13 protein-coding genes and 1 riboswitch are annotated in these 12,878 nt (G+C 34.7%); of the genes, 10 read left to right on the top strand and 3 right to left on the bottom strand.

Translation table 11 applies throughout. From position 1 onward, the window contains the following. Positions 1-8 precede the first annotated feature (8 nt). The 8 genes from ACMA47_RS07110 (at position 9) to ACMA47_RS07075 (ending at position 5,154) form a co-directional block, all read left to right on the top strand. Positions 9-485 (top strand): nuclear transport factor 2 family protein, encoded by a 477-nt coding sequence (locus ACMA47_RS07110; RefSeq protein ID WP_413929239.1) that lies wholly within the window; start codon positions 9-11, stop codon positions 483-485. A gap of 6 nt (positions 486-491) precedes the next feature. Further along, positions 492-944 (top strand): N-acetyltransferase family protein, encoded by a 453-nt coding sequence (locus tag ACMA47_RS07105; RefSeq protein ID WP_413929238.1) that lies wholly within the window; start codon positions 492-494, stop codon positions 942-944. An 87-nt stretch (positions 945-1,031) separates the two neighbouring features. Next, positions 1,032-1,544, top strand: coding sequence for a DinB family protein (locus ACMA47_RS07100; protein ID WP_051934297.1), 513 nt, complete (start codon positions 1,032-1,034; stop codon positions 1,542-1,544). 237 nt (positions 1,545-1,781) lie between these two features. After that, positions 1,782-1,982 (top strand): hypothetical protein, encoded by a 201-nt coding sequence (locus tag ACMA47_RS07095; RefSeq protein ID WP_413929237.1) that lies wholly within the window; start codon positions 1,782-1,784, stop codon positions 1,980-1,982. Positions 1,983-1,988: 6 nt separating this feature from the next. Continuing rightward, positions 1,989-2,585 (top strand): hypothetical protein, encoded by a 597-nt coding sequence (locus tag ACMA47_RS07090; RefSeq protein ID WP_413929236.1) that lies wholly within the window; start codon positions 1,989-1,991, stop codon positions 2,583-2,585. A 112-nt stretch (positions 2,586-2,697) separates the two neighbouring features. Beyond that, positions 2,698-3,246 carry an L-threonylcarbamoyladenylate synthase gene (locus ACMA47_RS07085; protein WP_034695051.1) on the top strand — a complete coding sequence of 183 codons (549 nt, stop codon included), beginning with the start codon at positions 2,698-2,700 and terminating at the stop codon, positions 3,244-3,246. Between the two features lie 107 nt (positions 3,247-3,353). Next, complete coding sequence (locus ACMA47_RS07080; RefSeq protein ID WP_413929235.1) at positions 3,354-3,698, top strand: nuclear transport factor 2 family protein; 345 nt, start codon at positions 3,354-3,356, stop codon at positions 3,696-3,698. A 37-nt stretch (positions 3,699-3,735) separates the two neighbouring features. Continuing rightward, positions 3,736-5,154: a CCA tRNA nucleotidyltransferase gene (locus ACMA47_RS07075; RefSeq protein WP_413929234.1), complete on the top strand. Its 1,419-nt coding sequence runs from the start codon at positions 3,736-3,738 to the stop codon at positions 5,152-5,154. Positions 5,155-5,311: 157 nt separating this feature from the next. On the opposite strand, the gene ACMA47_RS07070 is transcribed toward ACMA47_RS07075, so the two are convergent. The 3 genes from ACMA47_RS07070 to ACMA47_RS07060 form a co-directional block, all read right to left on the bottom strand. Beyond that, positions 5,312-6,364: a YncE family protein gene (locus ACMA47_RS07070; RefSeq protein ID WP_413929233.1), complete on the bottom strand. Its 1,053-nt coding sequence runs from the start codon at positions 6,362-6,364 to the stop codon at positions 5,312-5,314. A 19-nt stretch (positions 6,365-6,383) separates the two neighbouring features. Further along, complete coding sequence (locus ACMA47_RS07065) at positions 6,384-8,210, bottom strand: TonB-dependent receptor plug domain-containing protein (RefSeq protein ID WP_413929232.1); 1,827 nt, start codon at positions 8,208-8,210, stop codon at positions 6,384-6,386. 31 nt (positions 8,211-8,241) lie between these two features. Further along, positions 8,242-8,420, bottom strand: a riboswitch (cobalamin riboswitch). Positions 8,421-8,556: 136 nt separating this feature from the next. Beyond that, positions 8,557-9,870 carry a T9SS type A sorting domain-containing protein gene (locus ACMA47_RS07060; RefSeq protein WP_413929231.1) on the bottom strand — a complete coding sequence of 438 codons (1,314 nt, stop codon included), beginning with the start codon at positions 9,868-9,870 and terminating at the stop codon, positions 8,557-8,559. 154 nt (positions 9,871-10,024) lie between these two features. Here ACMA47_RS07060 and ACMA47_RS07055 point away from each other — a divergent pair, with 154 nt between their 5' ends. Together ACMA47_RS07055 and ACMA47_RS07050 are read left to right on the top strand one after the other, a co-directional pair. Beyond that, entirely contained in the window at positions 10,025-11,641 is a 1,617-nt protein-coding gene (locus ACMA47_RS07055; RefSeq protein WP_413929230.1) for a helix-turn-helix domain-containing protein, read from the top strand. Continuing rightward, positions 11,638-12,768 carry a tetratricopeptide repeat protein gene (locus ACMA47_RS07050; protein WP_413929229.1) on the top strand — a complete coding sequence of 377 codons (1,131 nt, stop codon included), beginning with the start codon at positions 11,638-11,640 and terminating at the stop codon, positions 12,766-12,768. Before ACMA47_RS07055 ends, ACMA47_RS07050 begins: the two co-directional genes overlap by 4 nt. Positions 12,769-12,878: the final 110 nt, after the last annotated feature.

Raw genomic sequence — 12,878 nt, 5'->3', positions numbered from 1 at the left:
TAAAAATAATGAGAAGGGCTTATATTCTTATATTTCTAAGCCTTTTCAGTCAATTGGTCTATTCCCAGGTTAAAAATACTGATGAATTATTCCTGACTGCAAAGAAATTGGATAGTTTGATATTCCATGAGGGGTTTAATCAATGTAATCCTTCTCATTATAACACCATCATCAGTGATGATATTGAATTTTATCATGATCTGGGAGGCATCACCAAAGGGAAAGAAGCTTTTGTTTCGTCCATAAAAAACAATATCTGCAGTAACCCAGGAAAAGTAAAACGTGAACTGGTTCCTAACAGCATGAAAGTTTTTCCAATGTACAGTAATAAAACGTTGTACGGTTTTATTCAGGAAGGCGATCATGAGTTCTTCGAAAATAACAACGGAAAATGGGATAAGGTAGGAAAAGCCAAATTTACCCACCTGTGGATCTCCGAAAATAACCAATGGAAACTTAAACGTGTTCTCAGCTACGATCACTAAATAAATATGAAAAATACAAGAAAAGCCATTCTTTCTGACTTACCTCAAATCGCAGAATTATTTGATCAGTACAGAATATTTTATCATAAAACATCGGATATTCCTGCAGCGACCAATTTTCTTCAGGAAAGGCTTGAAAATAAAGATTCTGAAATTTTTGTTGCAGAAGAAAATGGAATATTAACAGGTTTCGTACAATTATATCCTATTTTTTCATCTACAAGAATGCAGCGCTACTGGCTGCTGAACGATCTGTACGTGAATGACAACCACAGAGGAAAAGGCTATTCTAAAGAACTGATTGAACAATCTAAAGAACTCTGCCGTTCATCAAAAGCCTGTGGTATTCTTTTAGAAACAGGAAAAAGCAATGACATCGGAAATCAGCTTTATCCAGCCTGCGGATTTGAACTTTATGACTCCGTGAATTTCTACGAGTGGACTAATCATGAGCAATGAGCAATGGATAATGAGTAATTTATACATTACAATCACCATCCCGAATCTCAAAACCTCGAAAACCCGTACCCAAAAACAAAAAATGATATGACCGAATTTCAAAAATACATTCAAAGATATTTAGATCAGATTCCATCAGGAAACTGGATCAACGAACTGCAGATATCAGCAGACAAAACCATCGGAATTTATTCCAACCTTACCGAAGAACAGTCTAATTTTGCTTACGCAGAAGGAAAATGGACTTTGAAAGGTCTTCTACTCCACTTATCTGATACGGAAAGAGTGTTCCAATACAGAATATTAGCTTTCGCCAGAGGAGAGAAAAACAACCTTCCGGGGTTTGATGAAAACGAATATGCCGACCAATCTTTTGCCAGTGAAAGAACACTTGAGTCTCTTTTAGATGAGTACAAACTGGTGAGAAAATCTTCTCAGATTCTATTAGAAACGCTTCATCCTTCAGCTTTACAGAATACAGGTACAGCAAATGGTCATGAAATTACTGTAGAAACCATCGGAAAACTAATTGTAGGACACAATTACCACCACCTGAATATTATTGAGGAAAGGTATTTATCGAAATTGGGATGGATGTAAGAAAACGTATTCCCCTCATCAGCCTGTTAATTTTTGTAGTCTCTCTTTTCTTTACCGCTTTTAAAGTTGAAGATATGGGAGAGATTAAAAATTATAAATCATTTGAAACTTTTCTTATAGGTCCGATTAGCTTTTTAGGCGGGGGGGTTATTTGAATTTCTCGTATGGACAGCTAATATTTGGTTCTCTATTGCAGTGATATTCTGTTATAAAAAATATTTTTCAATTTCTTTGATATTGGCTACAATAGCTTTTTTAATTGCAGGAACGTTTTTTTTCTGGAAGGAAATTCTGGCTGCAGAAAATGGAAGAATGGGAAGAATATACAGCTTGGAAACAGGTTATTTTTTGTGGATAGCTTCTATTACATTTTTAATAGTTGGCTCATTATATTTATCCATAAAATCTAAACTTAACAACCCTAAAATATCCTCCTAATTTCCAATGAGATCACTAAAAAACTTAAAGATCACAGAGAGTATTCAATCTAAAAAATTAGTTTTTGAAGAAAGTTCATACGATAAGTTTGATACCATCTCGATCTATTTTGGATTTTCAGCATTGGCAGGAGCTTCTCTGCTGTTATTAAAAGAAGTAGATCTTTCTCTTAATAACAGCTTCGGGTGTGCAATTCTTATAAGTTTATTTATCCTTAGCATATATGTGCTGTATTGTAAATACACCGAAAAACATTTAAAAGAAATTAAATTTGAAATTCCCAAAGAAGAAGCTAAAAGCAGAATCATTGCGTATGGAAAAAAACATCATCATAGAATTTCAATGATTTCAGGTAACCTGATTTTCCTTAATGAACCGACTGATCTCTACAGTTTGGGTAAAGATTATGAACAGACAACCATTGTATTTTTTAAAAACAATGCTATCCTTTATACTTTAATTAAAGAAGGTTCAAAATCAAATTTCCCTGTCTTGATTTCACAACATCTTACCAAAAAAGATTTCAAAAAAATACTGCATCCTGATTATATTGAGCCTATTAAGCGTACAACTTATTTTAATTCATTTTTTCACGGATTATAATCTTTGTATTTTGTTATAATCATCAAACTGACAAACCACATTTACACCCCATTTTTTTGCCCAAAATTCTTATATTCTCTACCTTTATCCATTCTTTGAATTCACTACAATTATGGAACATATTATCGAAATATTAAAATCCGGCGGAACAATTCTTTACCCTACCGATACCATTTGGGGAATTGGTTGTGATGCGACCAATATAGAAGCTGTCAATAAAATTTTTGACATCAAAAAGCGCGAAAAAAACAAATCCATGATCATCCTTGTGGAGTCTGAGAAAAGACTTCAGGAATTGGTCGATGTTCCAGAAATGGCATGGGAAATTATTGATCTTAGCGAAAAGCCGGTAACAATCGTTTATGAAAACCCAAGAGGTTTGCCTAAAGAATTGCTTGCAGAAGATGGAAGCATCGGAATCCGATTGGTAAAAAATGATTTCTGTAAAAAACTGATTACAAAATTGAACAAACCTTTAGTATCTACTTCTGCCAACTTCAGTGGTGAAAAAAGTCCATTGAAATTCTCTGATATTTCTGAGGAAATGATCAGCCTTGTAGATTACGCTGTGGAGGAAGACAGAGAAAAGGTTTCAAAATACTCAGGTTCATCCGTAATCAAAATATGGAATGACAACAGAATAAAAGTTCTTAGGGAATAAGAATTCTGAACTTTTATGTTTATTTTTTAGAGTCTTGTCAGTTCATATCGGCAGGATTTCTTTTTTTTAATTCTATCTTTGCAAACTCAACTCATAAACTATTTGCTATGAACCATCACGAATTTGCTCAAATATGGATCAATGCGTGGAATTCTCATGATTTGGAGGATATACTTTCCCATTATTCGGATGATATTGAGATTACAACTCCTATGATCGCACTGGCTACTGGCGGTAAAGAAAGCTCTTTAAAAGGAAAAGAGGCTGTTCGTGAATATTGGAAAAAGGCATTGGATAAGTTTCCGGATCTTCATTTTGATCTGGTACATTCCACAGCAGGAGTAGATTCAGTAGCATTATTTTATAAGTCGATTATGGATAAACATGCTGTTGAAGTCATGTTTTTTAATGAAGAGGGAAAAATTAGTAGAATGTATGCTCATTATGACTAATGGGTAACATACGTAGAAATTGTCACTATTATTAACGATGAAAATTAATCTTAATCAAAATAAGAATTTAAAACTATTTAAAATCATTTCTGAAGCAGCAGAAAGGAATAACCAGTCCGTATATATTGTGGGCGGTTATGTACGAGACCTTCTGATGAACAGAAAAGCTTCTACAGATATAGACTTTGTAACGGAACAAAGCGGTATTGAGCTTGCTCAAAATGTAGCTCAGGATATAGATCCTAAATTAAAGGTTTCCGTATTCAAAACGTATGGAACGGCTATGATCAAGTATAAAGAACTTGAACTTGAATTTGTGGGAGCAAGAAAGGAAAGCTATACAGAAAACAGCCGAAAGCCGGAAGTGGAAGGTGGAAGCCTGGAAGATGACCAGAAAAGAAGAGATTTTACCATCAATGCGATGGCTATTTCTTTAAATAAAGATAACTTCGGAGAGCTTATTGATCCGTTCAATGGAATCGAAGATCTTGAAAAAGGAATTTTAAGAACACCGTTAGAACCTGCTCAAACTTATTCTGATGATCCATTGAGGATGATGAGGGCGGTGCGTTTTGCTTCAACTTTAAATTTTAACATTGAGGAAAATTCTTTGAAAGCGATCCAGCAGGAAGCAGAAAGAATCAAGATTGTTTCTATGGAAAGAATCATGGTAGAATTCAATAAAATTATGCTTTCTGAAAAACCGTCTATAGGACTGAGGCTGATGGAACAAACCGGCCTTATGAAGCTGATTATTCCTGAACTGATCGAACTGAAAGGAGTGGAAGAAGTGGAAGGACAAACCCATAAGGACAACTTTTACCACACCTTAGAAGTGGTAGATAATATTTCTGTGAATACCGATAATCTTTGGCTTCGTTGGTCTGCCCTGCTCCATGATATTGGAAAAGCTCCAACAAAAAAGTTTGTAGAAGGAACAGGATGGACATTTCACGGACATGAATTTTTGGGTTCAAAAATGGTAAAAACACTTTTCCAAAGATTAAAACTGCCTTTGGGAAGTGATATGAAATATGTTCAGAAGATGGTGAAACTTTCATCAAGACCTATTGCACTGATCACAGATGATGCTTCAGATTCTGCATTAAGAAGACTTTTATTTGATGCCGGAGAAAATCTTGAAGATCTTTTCACGCTTTGCAAGGCAGACATTACCACTAAAAACTCTAAAAAGCAGGAGAAATTCAAAAGAAATTTTGAATATGTAGCGGTAAAGATCAAAGAAGTGGAAGAAAAAGATCAGGTAAGAAACTTTCAACCCCCAATTACCGGTGAAGAGATTATGGTAATGTTTAACCTTAAGCCAGGCCGTGAAATCGGAATTCTAAAAGAGAAGGTGAAAGAAGCTATTCTTGAAGGTGAAATTCCTAATGAAAAAGAAGAAGCAACAAAATTTGTGATTGCTGAAGCTGAAAAACTGGGATTAAGCCTATAATTCAATTGATATAAAATATAAACCCGGCGGGATGTTCCATCCCGCCGGGTTTTTTGTTTCCCTAAGGAAACAAAGCCGGCCGGTTTCTTTGAAACCGGCCGGAAAAAAACACAAATGATGAAAAAATAAAAAATTATTTTTTATATGTTGTAATGCATTACGGATTCAGGTATGTTCCATTAGCACCAAGTCCTCCTGTTTTAAAGGTGAGGATCTTATTACCTGTCGCTGCTGAATATACTACCATTTCACTATCTTGTGTGAACTGCTTAACATCAGATGCAAATATCTTTCCATCCATCACATTAAATCCATAAAGTGTAAAGTAAGGACCACCATCTGCAGCTGTTAACAATGGACTAGCAGGAACTGTTGGTGTAGCTAAGCCTGTTGTATACACTTTATTTGCAGAGCTGAAGTAGATCCTATCGTTATCAATCTGAAGGTTTGTAGCACTAGGAATTCCAGTCAGTGTAATTACTGGTGTAAGCGCTCCGGTACTTGAAATTTTATAGATATAAGAATCTGTAGCTGTTGAAGAAATAGTATAAACATTAGATTTATATGATATTGTATTTCCTATCTGCCCATTTGGAACAGTAATTTCAGTTTTAGTATCGTTAGAAGTATTGATATAAGTAATCTTATTTCCATACCCTGATGAAGCATTCTGTACAAATACATTTCCTCCTGCTTCTACTGCTTTATCAGAAACTTCAGTTGTGCTGATTTTGCTTACAAATGAATAGTCAGAAGCTTTATATTTTGTTATACTTTGAGTATGTGCAACGAAGTTTGTATTGGATACATAAATGAAATTGTTAGCAAAAGTAATTCCTCTTGGATTATCAAGCTGATCTGTAATGACTCCTAACTTTTTGAATGTATAACGGTCTACTACAACAATTTTATTCGAGTTGTTGATTACAAGATAAGCTTTATTCCCGTTAAGGCCAATCGTCTGAAGAACATCTCCAAGGATCTCATTGTTATTATAGCCATACACGTCGTCCTGTTTCAGGCTTAAATCTCTTGTTACAAAGGTTACCTTAGCTCCCTGACTGTTATAATTTCCTTCATTAGAGATAAAATATCCGTTCTGATAAGTGATCGGAGAAACTTCAATCTCGTCAGAACCATTTGTACATGAAGAAATGTTAAACAATAACACTACTGCAAATAATACAGTTAAAAGTTTAGTTATTTTCATATTTACTCAATTTTAATTTTTAAAAATTTATTGCCGCATACACACTATAATTTCTTTTGGGTAAAGGATAGAAAGAAACAGTTTTATAGTATGTATTGGTTAGATTATTCACTTTGAACCCTAAGGTATATTTTTTTGCTAAAGTGGCAGAAACACCCATATTTAAAAGAAAATAAGGATCTATGGCATCTGATCTTTTTTCGTCACTTGTAGTATACGTAACTCCATTAAGCTGTCCCTGTGCGAAAAGTTTAAAGAAACCATATTCATAATCTATATTGGCAGTTCCTCTGTGCATAGGGACGTAAGGTCTCTGCATCTTCGTCTCTTTATCAATAGATTTGGCATAATAATATCCTGCATTGGCTCTTATTTTATGATTTCCCAACTGCTTACTGAAAGACAGTTGAGATTCCAGCCCGTAAGATTCAGATTTATTCACATTGTATGCCTGCCAGTAACCTAAAGCAGTTGGAAGCCAGACAATAAGATCGGTCACATTCATATAGTATGGAGATAAAGTCAGTTTAAAATCTCCCACTTTGAACTCATTGGTCATGTCTACCTGAGTAGAGGTTTCAGGTCTCAGATCTTTATTTCCTCCCGGTTCATAATAAATATCATTGAAGGACGGAAATCTGAAATTTTTTGATACATTAAAGCTTACATCATACCATTTTGCAGCATTCCATTTTCCTGAGAATGAGTACATCAACGGAGACTTCACATCTTCCACAAAATCTTTCTTGAATCCACCCTCAAAACGAAGGTTTTTGGTTGCAAAATATCTTAATAATCCTGAAACAGAACCAATATTTCTGCTGACGCTGGATATTCCGTTTTGATATCCTTCTCCTTTATTAACCTGAAACTCTCCGATGATATTAAAATTCCACTTTGAATTCAGGAAATAATTGAAGTCATTTTTAAAGATATAATTTTTCCCGGTTCCTCCACTTGATTTAGGCTGATTTAACGAACCAAAAAATTGAAAATTCTCTTCTGTATAAGCTGCTTTAAGGGAATTACTGAACTTTGTTTTGTTCCAGTCCCAGGAAAGAAGACTTCTTACACTTTGAGTTTTATATTTCGTTTTTGTTCCCGTTTCTTCATACACAGGAAAGCGTTGTGAAGAATCAAAAAACTGACTCTGCCACGAAATTTTATGATCGTTTGTAATTTTATAGGATGCTCCTACATTAAATGTTGTATTGTAATAACTCCCGTTTCTGTTGATATAGTTCAGATCGCTTACTTTATAATCATTTTCGCTTACAGAATAATTTCCGGAAGCTTTAAAGCTGAACTTATCATTGCTGTAAGAACCTTTTATAAAGTTATTATAGGTATTAAAAGAAGCCACTTCAGAAAATAAAGAGCCATGGAAGCCTTTATTAAAATCTAGCGTATTATTCAGGTGAATACTTCCTCCAATGGCACCACTTCCATACACTACACTTCCACCACCTGCTTTTATACCAATCTGATCATAGCCGAACAATGCAATATTATTGATATCTCCCTGTCCCAGAAAATTGGAATTGATATTAATTCCATTCCATACAAATGCAGTCTGCTGAGCGGTAGTTCCTCTGAAAGAAGGTGAAGAAACAGCACCACGGCCATTTTCTTTGATAAAAACCTGTGATTGAAATCTCAGAAGTTCAGAAAGATTACTGGAGTTTTTCTCGGCATCTTCCGCCGAAATTATTTTTACGGGATGAAAAAGCTTCACCCTATTCATCTGATTGTCGAAGACATAAACAGTATCGATGGCCTTCTCTTGTCCAAAAAGAAAACAGCCATAAGATGAAAAAAGCAGTACTAAAGATCTTTTTATATCCATACTTTTTTACTTTTCCTCCGAAAGCAATATGTTTTTTAATTATAATTCCGGCAGGTCTCCTGACTTTCGCATTCTGCTCCTTCCCGTTATTAAACAGTGGTTTTTTGCAGAAACTTGAGTTGCGATTTACAGTTGCGGGGACAGTCCGGGAGTTACACCCGATTCCCTTTTCATTCCAAAATACTGGAAACCAAAATTTTTGCAAAGATAGTTTTTTATATGTATTCGCCAAAAACCAGCCTTTTCAATGCAAACATGCTATCCTTTTGTTATATACACAAAAAAGAACGGCCGCTTTCAATATTGAAAACAGCCATTCATCCCACTACTTTACTATTTATATATGTTATTTTTTAATAAACTTATATCCCTCCTTTTTTACTCCTTTTACAGAGTATTGTAAAATATAATCTCCTTTTGACAGGGATGAAACATCGATCTGCCCTTCTACCGAATCAAATGATTTTACCTTTTGGCCAACCATATTATAAATTTCGGCTTTCTCTATTTTTCCTGTTCCTTTAAAATATAGGATATCAGTCACAGGATTAGGATAGATTCCTATACTGTTTCTCTCTTTCACGGCATCATTCACCGATAAAAATTGAGAAGTATCCAGATAAAAAGCGATCATCTGCCCTGAAGCATTCGTCCCCGTTCCTGCAATTTTCTTTCCGTCTTGTGAAATGGCCAAAGGAAGCCCCATGGTTACTCCATTCGTTGCAATTCCCAATGATACCGCATAATCATTCAGATTAACTCTTCCGCTAGAAGAAGTCCAGATAAAGCCTTCCCCTGACATAGGAGGTGCTCCAAATGCTCTGTAATACCCAATTACTTTTTTTCCATCAGCAGAAATTCCTGTTGCTCCTCCTTTGAAGCTGAAAGAAGCATTCGGATGTGTTATATAAGTAAGCCCACTTACCGCATTCCAGACATAAGGATTAGGATTTGCTGAGCCTATGATTGTATTTCCATCTGCAGAAATTCCTCCTGCTTCTCCTACATTGTTCCCATTATTATCTGTAATAAAACTTTCTACTCCATCCTGCCATTTTGCCCCACTTCTTGTTCCTGTTGGTTCATCCTGCCAACCTACAATTACTGTTCCTGCCGCATTGATTGCATTGGCTCTGGAGCTTCGTCCGGGAACCATACTTCCCAAATCTACCATTCCGCTTACCGCATCCCATTTCACAGCATGTGCATTAGCTGCAGTAAGAAACCCTAAACCTACGATCGTACTTCCATTGGTCGTCATGCCCCAGGTTGAACTTACACTGCCATCCCATCCTGTAGGAACAAGCCCGCCTCTGTTTACCCAGGTGGAACTCGCTACATCATAAGTAGATATTTCATTAAATCCCGTTGCTGCATTTGTTATCGAGGACGAAATTTTGGTTCCATCATTCGAAACAACAGTTCTACCCGCTGCCGGATAACCGTTTGATATAGCACCAATCTGTACAAGACCTCCCGCTGCATTCCATTTATATATTCCTCCTGCACTTGTATGCATGCTTACAACTCCATTGTCCGAGACTGCTCCTACATTATAATTTCCCAAACCTATTACAGTAAGCTGAGCTTCTGCAAAACCAAATTTCAGAAAAAGACAAGCCGTCAATATTTTCATTGATACTCTGTAAAAATTTTTCATATTTTATTATATTTAGCGTTTCGAATTGGTGAAAACAATATTAATACAATATTTACCTCATCAAAAGAAATTGGCTTTCATAATTCGTGAATTTTAAAAGAACTTAATTTTTAAAAAACTAATAACCAAACAGATACAAAACAATATTTTGAATATGGATTTTACCAGAACTATTCAAAAAAACACAAAAAACAAATTACCAAGACAAAAATTATTTCAGACTTTACTGTTTATTTTCATTTTCTGCTCCCTTACCACTAAAGGGCAGTCCGGTCCGGACTTTACTATTCTAGCCGATAAGGCATTTCTGAAGCTTTATCAGAATTCTGACGAATGCATCAGCTATACCCAGGGAATTCTTGTGAGTGATCAAAATGCGGAACACAAAATTGTACTTCAAAATATTATTTCACAAGCTTTTGCCATGAAGGGGGAATATGTACAATCTGTCAATATTTTCGCTCAAAAAGAAGAGCCTGATCAGAAAAACGATCTTTCTTATTTTATGCAGGTCTTCAGTGATTATAATCTTGCAGATCAGTATCAGAATCTGGGTTTGTACAATCAATCGAAAAGAATTATTTCCCATCTCTTGTCTGACCAGAAGCTTCTTAAAAGCAATAATCCGGCATTAAGAATCACTACTGCAAAACTGTATCAACTTCAGGCATTGAACTCAGGAATTAACAGAAACTATCCTGAGGCTCTAAAAAATCTTGATCAGAGTAATCAATACCTCGGCGATTATAATGAAGAGAATAGAATTTTAAAAATTGAAAACAGAATTTTCAGATCTTCTTATCTCCTGAAAACAAATCAACAATATGAATATAAAACCCTTATAGGCAGCATCATTGCAGATCTTGAACATCAGAAAAACCAGCCTTTTCTCTTAGGACTGGCCTATGAAAACCTCTCCCAGTATTATTTTCTGAAACAGGATTATACAATGGCTATAAAAAAACTGGAAGCAGGGCTTCAATTGATAGAAAATCTTCCTTTTAATAATTTAAAAATTAAAATCTACGAATCACTTTCCCGTAATTATTACGCGCTACATAATGATGTAAAATACCATCAGTACAATAAACTTTACAATGATTTAAAAACAAAAACAGATTCCAGTTCAAAAGAAGGAATACGATATCTTGTGAAGCTTGTGGAAACCAATCAAAATAAAAATATTGAATTTCAGAAACATCTGCTTCTAAGATCTTCCTGGTCTTTAATCCTGATTTTATCTTTGATCATTTTGGGCTTGCTTACTTATTTTTTACTCATAAGAAGTAAAAATAAAGACTTAAAAAAACAGTTTGATTTCTTTGAAAAACAGATCAGCCAAAAATCTCAACCCATCATTTTAAACAAAACAACTCCAGCGGCAAAAGATTCGGGCACAACAAAAATATCCAGGGAAAAAGAAGATGAAATTCTCCAAAAGTTGGAGGAATTTGAAAAATCCAACCGGTTTTTGAATAAAAACATGTCTCTGTCTCTGCTTTCCTCTCAAATGGAAATCAATACAAAATACCTTTCGGAAATTATTAATAATAAGGAAAAAAACTTCAACGGATACATTAACAAACTTAGAATCAACCATATTGTACAGTTGCTAAGAACTGATTCTACTTTTCTTAATTATAAAGTAAGTTATCTGGCAGAATATTCAGGATTCTCATCACACAGTGCATTCACTACTGTTTTTAAATCAGTTACGGGAATGTCTCCCAATGCCTATATTCAGGAAATCAGTAAAACAAAAGCCTTATGAAATCAATTGTAAAAATAATCCTGTTGCTGGCTACCTTTTGTAATTTTATGAAAGCACAAAAGACACCTGACAGTGTCTTAATAAAAAAAGCGAAGCTTGAAATTTATGACAATCCGGATAACACGATCAAAATCGGAGAACAATTATTAAAAAGATCTCATGATATCAAAACTTCCATTAATCTTTATATGCTGCTTTCAACGGCCAATATTGCCAAAAGAAATTTTGAAGAATCTTTACAATATATTCTAAAAGCAAAAGAACTGTCTCAGAAAACCAATGATCCCAGAAGCCAGGCAGGCGTTCTCATCTCCGTTGCGATCCAATATCAGCAAATGGAACTTTTCAACAAATGCTTAGAAACACTGAATGAGGCAGAACAGTATATTGCAAAAATTCCTGAAAAAAATCCCGAGAAATATATTGAAACGGCCGCAAGCTACGCAATAAGAGGAATGGTATATAAAAGTCAGTCTAATTCAGAAATTGCTTTGGAAAAATTCCTGATTTCTATACGAAATTATGAAAAGGTTCCCATAAAAAAAACCACTTATTCTAATATGAGTGTGGTGTATTACAATATTGGGTACTGTTATCTTAATCTCAATCAAATTGATAAAGCGCAGGAGGCTTTCCTACAGTCTATCAACTATGCCCGGAAGAATTATGCGAAAAGTCTGGAAGCATTCGCTTTGAAAGGAATTGCTGAAATACACAAACAAAGACATGAAAATCAAGCTGCAATAAACCTTTTACTAAAAGCTGAGGATCTTTCTAAAAACACCGGAGATATTATCCTGAACGAAGGACTTTACAAAGAATTGGCTGAGAATTATCTTGCTATGGGACATCAGAATCTCTACCAACAGTTTAATAAAAAACACATGGAAATGAGATTTAAAAGAAAGCAGAATGAACTGAAATCCATTAATCAGGTGATCGATAACCACAATAAGGAAACAGCATTGAAAAGTGAGAAACTGAAATCTGATTATCGTTATATTAAAATAGGTTCTGTTTTCATTGGATGTATTTTGATCGTTCTGCTTTTATATTTTATTATCAAAATCAGAAAACAGAATAAGAAGTTTCATAAAGAGATACAGCAAATGATAAGAACATCATAAGTTGTGAAAATAAAAAACATCCCAAATTGGGATGTTTTTTTATACTGTAACTGTTTAAACTTATCAAAAAATTTCGATGAACCATTAAGGGTCATTTAAGAAATAAAGTA

The sequence above is a fragment of the Chryseobacterium sp. T20 genome, from assembly GCF_047345655.1.
Lineage (GTDB): Bacteria > Bacteroidota > Bacteroidia > Flavobacteriales > Weeksellaceae > Chryseobacterium.
The sequence above is the reverse complement of the archived record's forward strand: the minus strand, read 5'-3'. Positions and strand labels throughout refer to the sequence as shown.

Excerpts from the sequence above, each read along its gene's own strand:
- ACMA47_RS07110 (WP_413929239.1), top strand. The coding sequence starts at position 9 with ATGAGAAGGGCTTATATTCTTATATTTCTAAGCCTTTTCAGTCAATTG.
- ACMA47_RS07105 (WP_413929238.1), top strand. The coding sequence starts at position 492 with ATGAAAAATACAAGAAAAGCCATTCTTTCTGACTTACCTCAAATCGCA.
- ACMA47_RS07100 (WP_051934297.1), top strand. The coding sequence starts at position 1,032 with ATGACCGAATTTCAAAAATACATTCAAAGATATTTAGATCAGATTCCA.
- ACMA47_RS07090 (WP_413929236.1), top strand. The coding sequence starts at position 1,989 with ATGAGATCACTAAAAAACTTAAAGATCACAGAGAGTATTCAATCTAAA.
- ACMA47_RS07085 (WP_034695051.1), top strand. The coding sequence starts at position 2,698 with ATGGAACATATTATCGAAATATTAAAATCCGGCGGAACAATTCTTTAC.
- ACMA47_RS07080 (WP_413929235.1), top strand. The coding sequence starts at position 3,354 with ATGAACCATCACGAATTTGCTCAAATATGGATCAATGCGTGGAATTCT.
- ACMA47_RS07075 (WP_413929234.1), top strand. The coding sequence starts at position 3,736 with ATGAAAATTAATCTTAATCAAAATAAGAATTTAAAACTATTTAAAATC.
- ACMA47_RS07070 (WP_413929233.1), bottom strand. The coding sequence starts at position 6,364 with ATGAAAATAACTAAACTTTTAACTGTATTATTTGCAGTAGTGTTATTG.
- ACMA47_RS07065 (WP_413929232.1), bottom strand. The coding sequence starts at position 8,210 with ATGGATATAAAAAGATCTTTAGTACTGCTTTTTTCATCTTATGGCTGT.
- ACMA47_RS07060 (WP_413929231.1), bottom strand. The coding sequence starts at position 9,870 with ATGAAAAATTTTTACAGAGTATCAATGAAAATATTGACGGCTTGTCTT.
- ACMA47_RS07055 (WP_413929230.1), top strand. The coding sequence starts at position 10,025 with ATGGATTTTACCAGAACTATTCAAAAAAACACAAAAAACAAATTACCA.
- ACMA47_RS07050 (WP_413929229.1), top strand. The coding sequence starts at position 11,638 with ATGAAATCAATTGTAAAAATAATCCTGTTGCTGGCTACCTTTTGTAAT.